20 protein-coding genes are annotated in these 15,545 nt (G+C 41.4%); 11 read left to right on the forward strand and 9 right to left on the reverse strand.

The annotated features are described in order from the left end of the window. Window positions 1-126: 126 nt before the first annotated feature. The 7 genes from AC3ANV_RS00330 to AC3ANV_RS00360 all read left to right on the forward strand — a co-directional run bounded on the left by AC3ANV_RS00330 (window position 127) and on the right by AC3ANV_RS00360 (window position 6,336). Window positions 127-1,308, forward strand: a complete 1,182-nt coding sequence (locus AC3ANV_RS00330) for an ABC transporter substrate-binding protein (protein WP_488311723.1) — start codon at window positions 127-129, stop codon at window positions 1,306-1,308. A gap of 148 nt (window positions 1,309-1,456) precedes the next feature. Next, complete coding sequence (locus tag AC3ANV_RS00335; protein ID WP_488311724.1) at window positions 1,457-2,335, forward strand: branched-chain amino acid ABC transporter permease; 879 nt, start codon at window positions 1,457-1,459, stop codon at window positions 2,333-2,335. Between the two features lie 14 nt (window positions 2,336-2,349). Next, window positions 2,350-3,324 carry a branched-chain amino acid ABC transporter permease gene (locus AC3ANV_RS00340; protein ID WP_488311725.1) on the forward strand — a complete coding sequence of 325 codons (975 nt, stop codon included), beginning with the start codon at window positions 2,350-2,352 and terminating at the stop codon, window positions 3,322-3,324. Next, a complete protein-coding gene (locus AC3ANV_RS00345; RefSeq protein WP_488311726.1) occupies window positions 3,299-4,078 on the forward strand; it encodes an ABC transporter ATP-binding protein in 780 nt (259 codons plus the stop codon). Before AC3ANV_RS00340 ends, AC3ANV_RS00345 begins: the two co-directional genes overlap by 26 nt. After that, entirely contained in the window at window positions 4,078-4,785 is a 708-nt protein-coding gene (locus AC3ANV_RS00350; protein ID WP_488311727.1) for an ABC transporter ATP-binding protein, read from the forward strand. Before AC3ANV_RS00345 ends, AC3ANV_RS00350 begins: the two co-directional genes overlap by 1 nt. 179 nt (window positions 4,786-4,964) lie before the next feature. After that, complete coding sequence (gene ybaK, locus AC3ANV_RS00355) at window positions 4,965-5,441, forward strand: Cys-tRNA(Pro) deacylase (RefSeq protein WP_488311728.1); 477 nt, start codon at window positions 4,965-4,967, stop codon at window positions 5,439-5,441. A 115-nt stretch (window positions 5,442-5,556) separates the two neighbouring features. Beyond that, window positions 5,557-6,336: a hypothetical protein gene (locus AC3ANV_RS00360; RefSeq protein WP_488311729.1), complete on the forward strand. Its 780-nt coding sequence runs from the start codon at window positions 5,557-5,559 to the stop codon at window positions 6,334-6,336. Window positions 6,337-6,483: 147 nt separating this feature from the next. On the opposite strand, the gene AC3ANV_RS00365 is transcribed toward AC3ANV_RS00360, so the two are convergent. Continuing rightward, window positions 6,484-6,663, reverse strand: a complete 180-nt coding sequence (locus tag AC3ANV_RS00365) for a small acid-soluble spore protein H (protein ID WP_488311730.1) — start codon at window positions 6,661-6,663, stop codon at window positions 6,484-6,486. Window positions 6,664-6,844: 181 nt separating this feature from the next. Here AC3ANV_RS00365 and AC3ANV_RS00370 point away from each other — a divergent pair, with 181 nt between their 5' ends. Then, window positions 6,845-7,030 carry a hypothetical protein gene (locus AC3ANV_RS00370; RefSeq protein ID WP_488311731.1) on the forward strand — a complete coding sequence of 62 codons (186 nt, stop codon included), beginning with the start codon at window positions 6,845-6,847 and terminating at the stop codon, window positions 7,028-7,030. A 21-nt stretch (window positions 7,031-7,051) separates the two neighbouring features. Next, window positions 7,052-7,285 (forward strand): hypothetical protein, encoded by a 234-nt coding sequence (locus tag AC3ANV_RS00375; RefSeq protein WP_488311732.1) that lies wholly within the window; start codon window positions 7,052-7,054, stop codon window positions 7,283-7,285. 52 nt (window positions 7,286-7,337) lie between these two features. On the opposite strand, the gene AC3ANV_RS00380 is transcribed toward AC3ANV_RS00375, so the two are convergent. Continuing rightward, a complete protein-coding gene (locus AC3ANV_RS00380) occupies window positions 7,338-7,481 on the reverse strand; it encodes a hypothetical protein (protein WP_488311733.1) in 144 nt (47 codons plus the stop codon). 201 nt (window positions 7,482-7,682) lie between these two features. Here AC3ANV_RS00380 and AC3ANV_RS00385 point away from each other — a divergent pair, with 201 nt between their 5' ends. Then, window positions 7,683-7,916 (forward strand): hypothetical protein, encoded by a 234-nt coding sequence (locus AC3ANV_RS00385; protein ID WP_488311734.1) that lies wholly within the window; start codon window positions 7,683-7,685, stop codon window positions 7,914-7,916. Window positions 7,917-7,952: 36 nt separating this feature from the next. Here the strand turns inward: AC3ANV_RS00385 and AC3ANV_RS00390 are convergent, their stop codons facing one another. From AC3ANV_RS00390 to AC3ANV_RS00420, 7 genes are all read right to left on the reverse strand, one after another. Continuing rightward, window positions 7,953-8,855 (reverse strand): FixH family protein, encoded by a 903-nt coding sequence (locus AC3ANV_RS00390; protein WP_488311735.1) that lies wholly within the window; start codon window positions 8,853-8,855, stop codon window positions 7,953-7,955. Further along, on the reverse strand, window positions 8,852-9,529 hold the full coding sequence (locus tag AC3ANV_RS00395; RefSeq protein WP_488311736.1) for an ABC transporter ATP-binding protein: 678 nt from the start codon (window positions 9,527-9,529) through the stop codon (window positions 8,852-8,854). Before AC3ANV_RS00395 ends, AC3ANV_RS00390 begins: the two co-directional genes overlap by 4 nt. Further along, complete coding sequence (locus AC3ANV_RS00400; RefSeq protein WP_488311737.1) at window positions 9,526-10,323, reverse strand: ABC transporter permease; 798 nt, start codon at window positions 10,321-10,323, stop codon at window positions 9,526-9,528. Before AC3ANV_RS00400 ends, AC3ANV_RS00395 begins: the two co-directional genes overlap by 4 nt. Beyond that, a complete protein-coding gene (gene nosD / locus AC3ANV_RS00405) occupies window positions 10,287-11,627 on the reverse strand; it encodes a nitrous oxide reductase family maturation protein NosD (RefSeq protein ID WP_488311738.1) in 1,341 nt (446 codons plus the stop codon). Before nosD ends, AC3ANV_RS00400 begins: the two co-directional genes overlap by 37 nt. After that, the gene (locus AC3ANV_RS00410; protein WP_488311739.1) at window positions 11,624-12,196 is read right to left on the reverse strand and encodes a hypothetical protein; all 573 of its coding nucleotides are present in this window, start codon (window positions 12,194-12,196) and stop codon (window positions 11,624-11,626) included. Before AC3ANV_RS00410 ends, nosD begins: the two co-directional genes overlap by 4 nt. A gap of 207 nt (window positions 12,197-12,403) precedes the next feature. After that, the gene (gene nosZ, locus AC3ANV_RS00415) at window positions 12,404-14,275 is read right to left on the reverse strand and encodes a Sec-dependent nitrous-oxide reductase (protein WP_488311740.1); all 1,872 of its coding nucleotides are present in this window, start codon (window positions 14,273-14,275) and stop codon (window positions 12,404-12,406) included. A gap of 21 nt (window positions 14,276-14,296) precedes the next feature. Further along, window positions 14,297-14,755, reverse strand: coding sequence for a c-type cytochrome (locus AC3ANV_RS00420; protein WP_488311741.1), 459 nt, complete (start codon window positions 14,753-14,755; stop codon window positions 14,297-14,299). A 230-nt stretch (window positions 14,756-14,985) separates the two neighbouring features. On the opposite strand from AC3ANV_RS00420, the gene AC3ANV_RS00425 reads away from it, so the two are divergent. After that, window positions 14,986-15,516 carry a Crp/Fnr family transcriptional regulator gene (locus AC3ANV_RS00425; protein WP_488311742.1) on the forward strand — a complete coding sequence of 177 codons (531 nt, stop codon included), beginning with the start codon at window positions 14,986-14,988 and terminating at the stop codon, window positions 15,514-15,516. The last annotated feature ends 29 nt before the right edge of the window (window positions 15,517-15,545 follow it).

Here is a 15,545-nt window from a genome sequence, read left to right on the forward strand (position 1 = left end):
TACTACTAGACGAATAGGAAAATATTTTGTACAATGTTTTCAGAATATTATCTTTTTTTAAAACAGTAAAATAATTGGTAACAAATTTTACTGGAAAGTCTATTAAAAACAAATAGGGGGTAAAACATGAGAAAGAAGAAGGTTGCTAGTATCTTTGCATCACTATTGGTCACAGCTGGTGTAATGGCAGGATGTAGTTCTGCGACAAGCGGTAGCAGCAGCAGCGATAAGGATGGCGGAACGATTAAAATCGGGGCCGACCTTGAACTATCAGGCGGGGTTGCTTCTTACGGACAATCCATTGAGGAAGGAATCCAATTAGCTTTGGATGAAATCAATAAAAAAGGCATTAACGGAAAGAAAATAGAACTAGTTAAAGTTGACAATAAATCAGATGCAGCTGAAGCAACAAACGGCGCAATCAAGCTCGTCAGCCAGGATAAAGTTTCAGCTATTATCGGCGCCGCTACAAGTACAAACACATTGGCACAGGTACAAATTGCCCAAGATAACAAAGTTCCATTATTGACTCCAACCGGAACGAACCCGACAGTTACCTTTAAAGATGGCAAGTTAAATGATTATGTTTTCCGTACTTGCTTCATTGACCCATTCCAGGGTACTGTTGCAGCGAACTTTGCATCCAAAAAATTAAATGTTAAGACTGCGGCAGTTTTAATTGACAGCTCAAGTGACTATGCAAAAGGGCTTGCAGCCTCTTTCAAATCAGCATTTAAGAAAAATGGCGGAAGTATCGTGTCTGAAGAAGCATATGTTGCGAAGGATACTGACTTCCATGCAACATTAACACGTATTAAAGCCCAAAATCCTGCGTTTGTTTTTCTTCCGGGATATTACGAGGAAGTAGGCTTAATTCTTAAACAAGCACGTGAAATTGGCTTAAACGTTCCATTTATGGGCGGCGACGGCTGGGATTCTCCTAAACTTGTAGAAATCGCCGGCAATGGCCCGTTAAATAACACATACATCACGAACCACTATTCTTCCGGAGATTCAGATCAAAAGGTTCAAGATTTCGTAAAAGCGTACAAAGCGAAATACAGCGATAAATCACCGGATGCCTTCAATGCTTTAGGTTATGATTCTGCTTACTTCCTTGCAGATGCAATCAAACGTGCCGGCTCAAGCGATCCTAAGAAGATTCAAGAAGCACTTGCGAAAACAGACGGTCTTCAACTTGTATCCGGTACTTTAAAGCTTGATAAAAACCATGACCCGATTAAATCTGCTGTTATTCTTGAATACAAGGACGGCAAACAAGTGTTTAATACAAAGGTAAACCCTTAAATTTTATATCGGACAAAATGAATAGGGAGAATCTATGTCTCCCTATTCCAATTTATAAGAAAAGCTCAAAACAGGAGCTTAGGCTCGTCAAAAATCAAAGTTAAAGATGTAAAAATCTTTTTCAGCCCTTTTATAAGGAGTGTAGGACATGGAACTGATACAGCAGTTAGTAAACGGGGTTTCCTTGGGCAGTATTTATGCGTTAATTGCCCTTGGCTATACAATGGTTTACGGTATTGTAAAATTGATCAACTTTGCCCATGGAGATGTCTTCATGGTGGGTGCATTTATAGGGTTTTATTCTATTGTTAAATTACACATCGGATTTTTCCCGGCATTAATTATTTCAATGGTTATTTGTGCTTTATTAGGCGTTCTGATTGAGAGGATTGCTTATAAGCCGCTAAGGAATGCAACAAGAATTGCCGCACTCATTACGGCAATCGGTGTTTCGTTATTTATGGAATATGGAACGATTTATGTTCGCGGTGCACAGCCGGAAGCATATCCAAGTAATATTGTTCCGGATACAAGCATCAATCTTTTTGGGGTAAAAATTAGCAGCCAATCATTATTAATTTTAGGTATTTCTGTTTTCTTAATGATCTTACTTCAGTTTATCGTTCATAAAACAAAAATCGGTAAAGCGATGCGGGCTGTTTCACACGATATGGATGCAGCAAGACTTATGGGTATTAATGTTAATAACACCATCTCTGCAACGTTTGCCATCGGTTCGGCTCTTGCCGGAGCAGCAGGAGTCATTTTTGGAATGTATTATACCAAAATTGAGCCGTTGATGGGAATTATTCCAGGGCTTAAAGCCTTTGTTGCCGCAGTTTTAGGCGGAATCGGTATTATACCGGGTGCAATGGTAGGCGGCTTGGTATTAGGTGTAATTGAGTCACTGGTTAGTGCACTGGGCTACTCGCTATGGCGCGATGGCGTAGCGTTTGTTGTATTGATCTTAATCTTAATTTTCCGTCCGGCAGGATTATTCGGTAAAAATGTCAGGGAAAAGGTGTAGGGGAGGCTTAAGCGATGACTATTATCAAAAAGGCAAAAGGATTTTGGGGCTCAATCGTCTTAGCCGTTATTTTTTCAGTAGTGGTGCAATTCTTAATCACAGGAGAAATACTGAACCCCTTTTATGTAAACACATTAATTTTTATTGGAATTAATATCATTCTAGCAGCCAGTCTGCATTTAATCATTGGGATTACAGGACAATTTTCAATTGGACATGCCGGTTTTCTCGCAGTTGGTGCATATGCTTCCGCTATTATGACCATGAAATTGCAGCTTCCATTTCCGGTGGCATTACTGGCAGGCGGAGTCGTAGCAGCCATTGCAGGTCTTATTATCGGGATCCCGTCCCTTCGTTTAAGAGGAGATTATCTGGCAATTGCTACACTTGGTTTTGGAGAGATAGTGAGGATTGTATTTTTGAATATTGATTATATAGGCGGCGCCAGTGGGATGACGGTATCACATTTAACCACATGGCCATGGCTAATTGCTTGTGTAATCATTACACTTGTTGTCATTGTGAACTTTACAAATTCAACACATGGTCGTGCTTGTATTTCCATTCGTGAGAATGAAATTGCAGCGGATGCGATGGGAATTAATACGACTTATTACAAGGTTGCTGCCTTTGCGATCGGTGCATTTTTTGCGGGTATTGCCGGCGGATTGTGGGCACATAACTTTTACATTATTCAGCCGACAAACTTTGGTTTCTTGAAATCCTTTGATATTTTAATATTTGTTGTACTTGGCGGTTTAGGAAGTATGTCAGGTGCAGTTATTGCCGCAATTCTTTTAACGATTATTTCGACGTATCTCCAGGATTTCCCGGGATTACGGATGATTATCTACAGCCTGGTGCTGATTGTTATGATGCTATACCGTCCGCAAGGATTGTTGGGGACAAAAGAATTAACCTCTTTCTTTAAAGGTGGTAAATCCGTTAAAGGAGGAGTGCAAAATGAAAGCAAACAAACAGTTGCTTAAGGTTGACAATGTTGGAATTCGCTTTGGCGGGCTGAAGGCCGTATCTGAGGTAAATCTTTATTTAAACCAAGGGGAATTGATTGGCCTGATCGGCCCGAATGGTGCCGGTAAGACAACATTTTTCAATTTACTAACAGGTGTTTATGTACCTACTGAAGGAAGCATTGAGTTAGACGGCGAAAGATTAAACGGCTTGGCACCATACAAAATTACCAAAAAGGGAATTAGCCGTACGTTCCAAAACATTCGTTTGTTCAGTGAATTATCGGTTCTTGATAATGTAAAGGTTGCTTATCATTCCCTTGCTAAGCATTCGATGATAAGTTCCATTTTCCGCCTTCCGCCTCACTTTTCCGGTGAAAGGGAAATGGAGGAAAAGGCGATTGAATTCTTGAAAATTTTCAAGCTTGAGCCATTCATGCATGAAAAAGCGAAAAATCTGCCATACGGACAGCAGCGCCGTCTTGAAATTGCCAGGGCCCTTGCAGCTAACCCTAAGTTGCTGCTGCTCGATGAGCCTGCTGCAGGGATGAATCCGCAGGAAACGGAAGAGCTAATGAACTTAATTGCTTTGATCCGTGAAAGGTTCTCTTTAACAATTCTATTAATTGAACATGACATGCCGCTGGTTATGGGTGTGTGTGAACGGATATATGTACTTGATTCCGGCCAGTTGATTGCCGAAGGTACTCCTGAGCAAATTAGGAATAATCCAAAAGTTATCAAAGCGTACCTTGGCGAGGAGGTCTCATAATGTTAAAAATAAATGATATCAATGTTTATTATGGTAATATTCATGCATTGAAGGGTGTTTCACTTGATATAAATGAAGGTGAAATTGTGACCCTTATCGGTGCGAATGGTGCCGGTAAAAGTACGTTGTTACAAACGATCTCCGGTTTACTTAAACCAAAGAATGGTGAAATTACCTTTCAAGGGAAATCCATTACCGGAAAGGTTGCACAGGCCATTGTTAAACAGGGATTATCCCATGTTCCTGAAGGCCGTCGTGTTTTTTCCAATATGACGGTTGAGGAAAACCTTGAATTAGGGGCTTATTTACGAAAAGATAAGCAAGGAATTCGTGAGGATTTTGAAAAAGTCTATCAGCTCTTTCCACGCCTTCTCGAGCGCAAAAAGCAGTTGTCAGGTACTCTTTCAGGGGGCGAACAGCAAATGCTTGCTATGGGCCGTGCCTTGATGGCCCGTCCGCGGCTATTGCTTTTAGATGAACCTTCAATGGGTCTTGCGCCGCTTTTGGTTAAAACGATTTTCCGGATTATTGAGGAAATCAATAAAAGCGGGACAACGATTCTTTTAGTAGAGCAAAACGCCAACATGGCATTATCGATTGCCGATCGGGCATATGTCATTGAGACCGGAAGAATTGTTTTATCAGGAACAGCTGATGAACTCAATCAAAGCGACCAGATTAGAAGTGCGTATTTGGGCGGGCATTAAACAAAAAGTGGTTGTGATAAGGGGGTATCGGAATTCATTCCGATACCCTTTATTTTTTGTAACTATTAACAATTTAGTAATAAAGAATATTCCTTTTGCTGAATAGAAAACCATATTTAGCAATTGAAAAAAATTTACTGTTATAATAATTTTATATTTTATGATTAAGGATGGTGTACATGGCACAGGTCAAAACAAATGCTATTCGAATTCTCGATGCAAAAAAGATCTCATATGATGTGCTTACATACGATAACAAGGATGGAAAGATAGATGGAATTTCTGTTGCAGGAAAAATCGGCAGAAATCCAAAAGAAGTATATAAAACCCTGGTTGCTCAAGGAGCGAGCAAAAACCTATTTGTCTTTGTCATCCCTGTAGAGGGGGAATTGGACTTAAAAAAAGCAGCGAAAGCAGCCGGTGAAAAGAAAGTGGAAATGATCGCTGTCAAGGATATTCAAAAATGGACCGGATACATCCGTGGCGGCTGCTCCCCTATCGGCATGAAAAAAGAATATCAGACTTTTCTTGATGAAAGCGGTCTGCAGCTTGATTCAATCGTTGTCAGTGCCGGGAAAATCGGCGTTCAAATTGTTATAAACCCGGAGGAATTAAAAGAGCTTACCAAAGCTGACTTCGTCGACCTCCTTAAGTAATAAAATTTCATAGGCATTCACCAATGAAAGACCAATACATATGATAGGGAAACCTCACCAAATTAGGCGTTTTGCATACATTAGAGGGATAACAAATTGAAGGAGGATTTTTTCCTTGGCTTATTACAATTATCCTTATGGTTATGCTTGGACGCCTGAAGTGGCATATGAAGACTATCTACGGCAAATGCAGCACGGAACCGCGCCGGCTCATGGCGGAGGAATGCAGCACGGAACCGCGCCGACCCATGGCGGAGGAATGCAGCACGGAACCGCGCCGGCTCATGGCGGAGGAATGCAGCACGGAACCGCGCCGACCCATGGCGGAGGAATGCAGCACGGAACCGCGCCGGCTCATGGCGGAGGAATGCAGCACGGAACCGCGCCGACCCATGGCGGAGGAATGCAGCACGGAACCGCGCCGACCCACGGCGGAGGAATGCAGCACGGAACCGCGCCGACCCACGGCGGAGGAATGCAGCACGGAACCGCGCCGACCCACGGTGGAGGACAACACCACGGCTTTCCACCCCCGCCGCCGCCAATAGACCATCACCATGGTGGTTACCCGCCACCCCCACACGGTTATCCGGGAGGTCACGACCACCATGGGTATCCGCCATATGGCGGGGGACAGTACCATGGAGGTCCGCCAACAGCACCGCCGCCATCCATTATACCGCATGAAACAGCAGGGTTATATGCGGTAGACCCCGGAGGAATTCGAGGCTGTCTCTACCGGTATACCTATATTTGGTTAAATAATGGTAGAAGCTTCTGGTACTATCCAATATATGTCGGCAGAACATCCGTGGCCGGTTACCGTTGGCGCGGATACAACTGGGAATACTATGGAATGGACTTAAGAACAATCCGTTCATACAGTTGTCATTAAAAAATAGATAAGAAAAGATGGCTGATAAAGCCATCTTTTGTCTGTATCAATTATTTAGTAAAGTAATACGAATTGGAGAGATGATCAACCTAACGGCAAAAAAGAAAACACCATTCAAAAATGGTGTTTTATGGGGAAATCAACTAATTACTGTTCTATCAGGCTTGAAATAGAAACATTTTGTTTCTGATTTGGTTCATCGAGTGGATGAATGGTAGCTGTCCCATTTTGTTGATCTACATGCTCAATATAGATCCGAGTTCCATTACATATGACGTTCGCCATTGTCGATGAATTAGCAATTTCCTGTGCTCGTTGTGCGTCCATGTTCTTACCCCCTTTTTTGTAAATAACAATTACATTATTTACTTTGAACTCCTTTATATACATTCTTTTTAAAAATTGGCTATGTTAAAGTTCATTGTTGATTTAGCTCACTATGTTGATTGGAGCGGAAGGCGCGAGACTCCTGCGGGAAAAGCAGGTCAAGGGAGACCCCGCAGGCTTAATGCTTGAGGAGGCTCCCGACCGCCCGCGGAAAGCGAGTGCCTGGAGCGGAAATCAACAGGCAAGTTTAACAGAGCCTAAAAATAAGGACGGAAACGCCAAGAAGGATGAAGAGAGCAGCAATGTTTATGAGCTCCCCCTTTTGATTACAAAAGAAAGCAAAGGGAACAATAATAAAAGTAAATGAAATAAGAAGGGGGCCCGTCAAATGGGAAAAGACAAGGAATTTTCGAATGAAACCGTCGAAGCAAATATAAAAATTAACGAGCAGCTGGAGGATGGAAAGGTCCATGCCTCAACACGCGGAAGCACAGAGGCCGAAACTGCCAACCTTGAAATGCAGGATCGATTCAGAGGTGAGAAGAGACAGCCTGCTGAGGGAGTTTCACCTGCATTTGTTTATACCCCGGCTATCGAGCTAAACCCGGAAAATAAAGATTAAAAAAACAGAGACTGACTTTTTCCTTTTGTCAGCCTCTGTTTTGTTTAGCGTTTCACTTTTTACTTTTCTGTGTTCGATTATGTTTATTTCCTTTGCTATTATCACCGCTAACAAACTCATTGGCAAATTCGGCTTCAGCATTACCGGCTTGTGGTGAATTTTGATTGCGGCTTCCTTTGTTAAACTTTTTGGTCATTGTTATAGCTCCTTTCTTCTTAGCTGTCTTTAGTTTTGCAAAGTATTAAATCTTTATACAAAATAACAACCTGGAGGGAAACAAGTATTTAACATGAGCTTTACAGAGTGCTAGTAAACAATTTAAAGTAAAAGAGAACACTGAAGCAGTTAACAAGTTAGCGGCTTTGTTTTATAATTTTTATAAAAAGGCAGGTTTAGGATGAGTACAAAAAGTAACCCATTACAAAATGGCTGGACTCTGATTGCACACACGTCGTACCAACTATACTCTAACAAACATTCTTATATCCTTATCGATGATGAAAATGATGTCGTTCTTCGCTTTGCCGTACAAGAAAATGAGGTTGAGATCTTCAGTAGCAACTGGAATTTAAACTATAAAGTAAACCTTGGCTTTAAGACAATTAAGATCATGAATTCTCCTGAAGAATAAAAAAAGTGACAGGCACCTTTTAAGGGTGCCTGTCACCTATAGGATCTCAATTTTTAAAGAGTTAACTTGAGTAACTAAAAGGTCTTCATATTTTTGCTGTGCTAAATAATTTATTTCCTGTACGCCTACATTGGGATTTTCTTTTTTTGCTTGTGCAGCTAAATCTGATAATACTTGTTTTGAAAGGACAATGTACTTATATTGCAATTCTTCGGCTTTCCGGAATTTTTCTTCTCCATATGCTTGGACTATGCTTTTAGCGGAAGCATATTGCTGATATTGGTCATTATCCTTTTTCATCGCCGTTTGTATATCTGCTGCTGTGGCTTTATGCCCTTTTTCCTCAGCAATCAACGCCATGGCACGAATGCGAATGATTTGGGTAAGCAATTGGTTTTTATCATTTGCTGTTTTTTCTTGGGAATCCAAGTACGAAAGCTCTTCCTCCAGCTGCTTTCCGTTGTATTTTTTTTGAGCCGTTTCCCGGTTTATCGCAAGCTGGAGCTTATTAGCCAATTGGTAAAAGGCTAAATCCTCACCGGTAATCCAATTCCCGTTAATCGCGGCTACACCTTTTGGTTTTTTTACCACATAATCAATGACCTTTTCCGTTTTATGGCCGTCCTTTACGACTGTAAAGGCCATTTCATATTTTCCGTCCATTGGAAGTTTAACTTTCCCGGAATAGGTTCCGTTTTTTCCTTCAGTTAACTTTAAATTGTACGTGCCGTGGTCCATACTCGCCATCGACAATTCAGCGGAAATATCCAGCCCTGTTACGGCTTTTTTGTTTTCAGTCACTTTAATTTCAACGGGCATGGCTGTTTCTTTTTGATAATAAAGCGGCTTGGTGACCGCTACTTTATAATCAGGTCCTGAACTGCAGGCTGTTACCGCTGCGATTAGAAATAGAAATGTAAGAATTAACCGTTTCTTCACGATTCAATCCCTCCTAAATGATGTGTTTCTAGAAATTTCTCTACTGTGTACTTTTCCATTTTTCCATTATTTAAATAGGCCACATGGGTGCAAACCTGCTTGATCTCATCGAGGTGATGGGAGGAGAGAAGGATGGTTTTATCTTGAAGGGCTTTAAGCACCTCCAAAATTTCCTTTCTTCCCATCGGGTCAATCCCGCTCGTTGGCTCATCAAGGATGAGAATGCTTGAATCCTGGTAAAGCGTAATCGCCAAGCCAAGACGCTGCAGCATTCCTTTTGAATATTTCTTTATTTGAACATCGCGGTCATCCCAAAGACGGACCAATTTAAGTACTTGTTCAATCCGTTCGTTGTCAGGTGTTTTGCTGACAGCCTCCGCAAAGAATGTAATATTTTCAAGACCTGTCAGCATCGGGTAGAGCATGAATTTCTCCGGCAGGTAGGCAATGGCTTTTTTCCATTCGGTATTCTTCTTTGTGACAGACTTCCCGTTGATGGTGATGTCTCCCTGTTTAACGGGGAGCAGTCCAAGAAGACTATTAATAAAAGTGGACTTTCCTGCGCCATTTCGACCAACAAGAGCACATATTTCGTTTTTATGAATTTCAATAGTGATAGAGTCTAAAACGGTCTTTTTCCCAAAGGATTGCTGTAAATGGTTGACCTTGATCATTCATATCCCTCCTTACGGTGAAAAACAATGGCAATGATCGTGGAGACAATGAGCCAGAAAAATAGATTTCCAAGCAGGAAGAATCCCGGTTTCGTCCACATGAATGCTTGTAAGAGCCGTGACATATGCCCGAAGGAATAAACGCCCATCCCCGTTTCCAGATACATCCGAACGGATTGAAGCGGATTTAGGAAATAGAAGCTCGAAAATAGTTTTACATTTTCATGGGTTACATCCGGCAGGAAGGATAGCATGATAAAATCATGTAAGAAGAAAAAGTAAAACCAGACAAAAATCGTATAGCCAATGATTTGCATCCGCGAACGGCTGAAGCTTCCAATCGCCGCCCCCATTTGGATAAATATAAGCGCCATACAAACGATTGCGATAATAAAAATCAGATAGCTTTTTAGATCAAGCTGAAAATTAAACTTTAGCAAAAGCAGATAGAAAAAGAACCAAATCATCAGTGGAAGTAGGACCACTGCAAAGAGTCCAAGGCTTTTTTTGAATAAAAAACCGGGATAATTGTCCTTTTTTGTTAACAGCATGATGAGTGTTTTCTGTTCCTTTTCTTGGAAAATCGAAAAGGCACCGATAAACAAGCAAAGGATCGGAATAAAATAAATAATCGTATCAAATAAATTGATTAAGAGAACATAGAAGCCTTTATCAAATGAAAGGGCGGTGGAACGAAATAAAATACTGATTGATAGAAGAATAATGATACTTAATGCCAGCCATAATCCTTTTCCTCTTATGTTTTCCTTCCATTCCTTCCAAATGTAATGCATAGTTGATGTCTCCCTTTTATTAAAATCAATACAGCCAAAAGCCCAATTGTGATGAAAATGGCTGTTGTATGCTTGCTTTTTCCGGCTGCTAATGGATGCGGGTCATTAAACATGACTTGATCTTGTTGAAGCAGTGCATTCATTTTTTCATAAATCTTGATCGCCGGGCTTCTTAAAAATAAATACGATAATTCTTGATCCTCGATTAATTGGTATAAAGAAGAATGATAGGTGACAGGGAAGTCTCCAATCCCATCTTGGTTTAAATCAGTGAGCGGAAAGGCGCTGCCCCAATCATTTCCCTTGCCATTTTTACTCCAGGAGTTGTTTTCCCCTTTTCCGCCAAGGGTAACGGCAGGAATCGTATTTTCGGTAATTCGGTTTAACGTAAAGGTTTGATCATTGGAACTTGCCCAAAGCTCAATGCCAATTTGATTTTGGCTGATTCGATTATTTCGAATTAAATTATTTGTTGATTGATCTATATACAACCCTCGCTGGTTCATGTAAAAGGTATTGTTTTCAATGTTATTGTCATTTGCTTGCAGCAGCATTAACCCAAAGGACTGGTTTCCATAGTTTACGATAAATTGATTTTCCTCCAGTTTAAGATGATTCGAGTTCATAATCGCGGCGCCGCCAGTATTCATCGTAAAAATATTTTTCTTAAAGACGTTATTGTCAGAGTACATGTAATGCAGCCCGTATCTGGTGTTGCTAATTTTATTTTCATCGATTCGATTGTTATTGGCGTAATCGAAGAACATCCCGTCGCGGGTACCTTCAATTGTATTATTTGTTAATTGATTATTATTGGAATAAAAAACATGAAGCCCATTTCCCTGGGCGGCAATCTCGCCTTTTCCCAGCCCTTTAATATCGTTATAGCGAATGATATTATGATGGGCCTGGCTTAAATAAATACCGTGAAAAGAATCTCGGATTTGCGTATATTCCACGACATTTCCGTTTGTATAAATTTTAATCGCAGCGTACTCTTCAGGAGAGTTACGGTCCATACTGCTGTGGGTAACGGTAAGGCGGCTAAGCCTCACATTTGGAGCTTTAATGGAAATGACGTTTCCTGTTCCGTCTCCTTTTATCACGGTCTTATTTGAGCCAATAATGGTCATGCGTTTATGAATGACAATATTGCCGTCATAGGTCTTATTCTCAAGCTTCAATACCGCTCCTTCTTTCGTGGAGTCGATCATCACTTGCAAGTTTTCGGCTGCCATATTTTTCTCAGGTTTTAAGATGAAAAAGAGAGAAAAAACGAAAAGAAAGAGCGTCAATTTTTTCATTTTTTTCGATCCTTCCATAACGGAATCAGTAATAAAACAAAGGCTGCCAGAACGAAATAGGAGCCTGGGCCAAGAAGGCTGTGTGTAATAAAATTTGCCACCCGGTTTTGCCCGATGATCGGCGGAACAAATGGCGCAATTTTAATCGGTGCATGCGGGCTTAAATTGGTGCCGAAATCATGCAGTGCCCTGTGAAGGTCATAGACCCCGAGCGACCCGCCGATGATGATCAGGCAAATCAAAATATAAAGGACAATTTTTTTGCGAATCAGCGCTGTTGCCAATGTAATAAGAACTAATCCTCCAATCAGATAGGGAAGATAGGTTAGTTCAGGAAAATTCGCTTCACTGAAATTAGACATTCCGATATAGTGGTTAAGGCCGTTTACAATATCAATTTGCCCGGCCAGCTTATTCGGATAAACAATAATGTTTAAACCCTCGGGATATTGCGGGGCAATAAACACCATCTTCCACCATGGGAAAAAAAATGAAAGGCCGATTAATACTGCTGAAAGGGCAATCAGTAAGGATGAAGTAATGGATAATTTTTTGCTTTGATCATTCAAGTTAACCACACCTTTGTTCGAAAAGCGGAAGCGCCAGTCTCAGCCCCGACAAGCATAAGGCAAGCCCTGTAGGAAGGTGTGCTTTTTGCCTTCCGAAAGGGCTTGACTTATGACCTCGAGGGGCTTGGCGCTGCAGCTAGACATAATAGTGAAATCTTGTAAAAGATGAGGGTATCAATCATTTGAATTGATACCCATCACCAACTGTTAATTCTTAGGTTTTACAAGGAAGTAACCGGTCATTTCCTGGTGAAGTGCTGAACAGAAGTTAGTGCAATAAAGCGGATACGTACCGGCTTTATCAGCAGTAAATTCCAGTGTATTCGTTTCACCCGGCTGAACCTCCATGTTCAAGTTATAGCTGTTGATGGCAAATCCGTGTGTAATATCCTCATCAAAGTCAATATTGGTTAAATGGATAAATACATGATCGCCTTGATTTACTTCAATGGTGTCAGGTCGTTTGGCTGTATGGTCGAAGATAAATCTTGAACGCATCGCGATACCGTAAACATGGACCTCGTTACCATTGCGGACAATTCTTGTGTCCGTTTGTTTGTATACGGCATCCTTATTACTTGGGTCTTTAGGATAAACGTTAATCGTTTTGATTTTGTCTGCTTTAATCATCTGTGCATAGTGCGGTTCCGGATTCACCGGAGCTGTATCGATGACCCGCATTTTCTTGCCGCTGATATCGATCAATTGCATCGTTTCAGGGTGTGACGGTCCTACAGATAAAAAGTTATCCTTTGATAGCTTGTTCAGTGCAACAAGGTATTTTCCATCAGGTGAAACCGTATCGCCTTCCGCTGCAACAGAGTGTCCCGGTGAATATTGAACAGGCACACGGTCCAGTACTTCACCGGTTTTTGGATTCCATTTTACAATTTCAGAAGAGATGAACATGGTCGTGTAAGCCATACCTTTGTCATCAAATTGGGTATGAAGCGGTCCAAGAGCATTTTCAGGGTTTACTTCTCTTTCCATTACAGATTTATAGTTAAGAACAGGGATTCCGTTTCTTTCACCGGAAAAATCTTTCTTTTCTATGGCCTTAAAGGCTTTTTCAAATGAGAATACGGTCATAGAAGGCGCAAGTTTTCCTGAAGCAATAAAGTATTTTCCATCCGGAGTTACGTCAACACCGTGCGGGGATTTCGCAACAGGGACTAAATAAATACCGCCTTTTTGTTTTTCAGGGTAAATCATTTTTTGGCCGTTGACACCGGTGTATTTACCTTCCTTAACCATTTGCGCGAGTTCTTTCCAGTTGAATAGAACGATATAGTCACGGTCAGCCTGAGATGCATTAATTTCAAGCGTAGTTGTTGCTTCTTCCGTATTATAGGTTGTCATAACAGCCCAATCGGCGGAGCTTTTCTTACCTGCGTCAGATAAATCATATGACCAAGGCGGAAGTGCAACCTGATAAGCAATGTTTAATTTTTCTTTTTGTTGGTCAAAGGTAACTGCAGACATGACCCCGCGGTATTTTGTGCTGTATTGGTCAAGAGGCTGGTATTCTTGGCCGACCGGTACTGCAAAACGAGTCGGCAGGAACATGTACTCTGTGTTTTCGGTAACGAAAGCGGCACAGTGCGGGCCCGCGGTGTTGGGAACTTTGATAATATCTTTTGTGGTAAACGTTTTCAAATCCATAACTGCAGCACGGCTGTTACCGACATCGGTAGCAAACATGTATTTTCCATCATAATCGCCGTTTGTTTCAGAGAAGGCCGGATGATGGAGGTCTCCCCACGTATAACCGCCAAGCATTTTTTTCGTTCTCTCATCAAAACCGTATCCTGTTGCAGGGTCCGGTGAGAAAACAGGTATCGTTCTGATTTCCCTCATAGATGGAACACCGTAAATAAACATTTGTCCGGAGTGACCGCCTGAAGCGAATAAGTAATACTCATCCTTTTGTCCAAATGGAACATACACTTTTTCAGCATCGCTTTTGTTGGTACTATTTGCAGCTTCGGTTGTTGGCCCCGATGAAAAATTGCCAAAAGAAATGGTCGCAGCAACAAATCCGGCAATTAACCCGGTAGCGATAGGTAACCATTTTTTCATCTATTTGCACCACCTTATCTTTTATTTTGTTTCAGATGCTTTTTTAAGTAATTCTAAAACCTGCTTACGTTGATCATCCGTTAAAGGATTTTTGCCGAGGACACCGGACATTACCGCTGAGTTTGGTTGTTTCAGGAATTCCTCAATCGGCTTGCCGTGTTTATCCGCTACCTCAACAAAGGCATGCGATAGGTCGGGACCTACTTGCCCGCCTTTTAGGTTTAGTGCTTCAACAGAGTGACAGCCAAGGCAGCCTCTCTTGGAAAGGATGTTGTCTGTGTCAGCCGGCGTTGTCGATGCAGTCGACGCAGAAGATGCTTCCTTTGAATCCGTTTTTTGATCTGTCGTGGTCGTTGTTGTTTCGGTACTTGCCGTTACCGGCTGCTTTCCGGAATCATGCAGGATCACTTCGAACACCAAATAACCAAGACCAAAGCCAAGTACTACACTTATAACAAAGCTGATAATTGACTTCTTCATACTTACCCTCCTTTTAATCTCTAATGAACAATTTCATCGTATTCCGTAAGGAACTCTAAAAATGTGATTTACAACACACCCTATAACTTGTTCTGTGAACGATTTGTGAAGCGGCTTGTCATATAGCGGTTTCAAAAAATTGAACGTTTTGTGAATCTCGTCACTTCTTCATGGTAGTAAGTTGTTTACAATGGATAGCAGGGAGTTCGTAAAGCGTTGAAGGGGAGAGTATGAAAAGTTTGCTTAAGGCGGTGGGAAGAATGATTCGAGTCGATTGTTTAAAAGATCCGCATTTAATGGTCCTACAAGAGCTGAAAACAGAGGATTTTTTACGGAAGATAGTGATTTTCAAAGATTTATCACAACAGTCGATCAAAAGGATTGAAAAACGAATTCAATCCTTTTCATTTAAAAAAGGGGATCAAGTCATTTCAGAGGATGATACGGCAAGGGGCGTTTACTTTGTTCATTCCGGTGCGGTGAAGCTGACAAAGCAGGATGAAAACGGAAATGAGGTCATTGTTTGTATCAAACAAAAAGGCGATCTATTTGCCGAGGCGTGTTTGTTTACGCAAAAAACAGAAAACTGCCCTGCAACAGCCACAATGCTGCAGGATGGAAGGGTACTATTTTTAGACAAAATAGTGCTGGAAAAGGATTTATATGACGATCCTGAGCTCGCGATACAAATGATCCGTTACATGAGTGATTCATTGCGGGATATGACAGCGCAATTTGTACATTGCTGCAACCTTAATTGAAATGTAAAAAAAAGCCCTTCTTATGTGAA

Source organism: Neobacillus sp. DFD-2R, assembly GCF_057747865.1.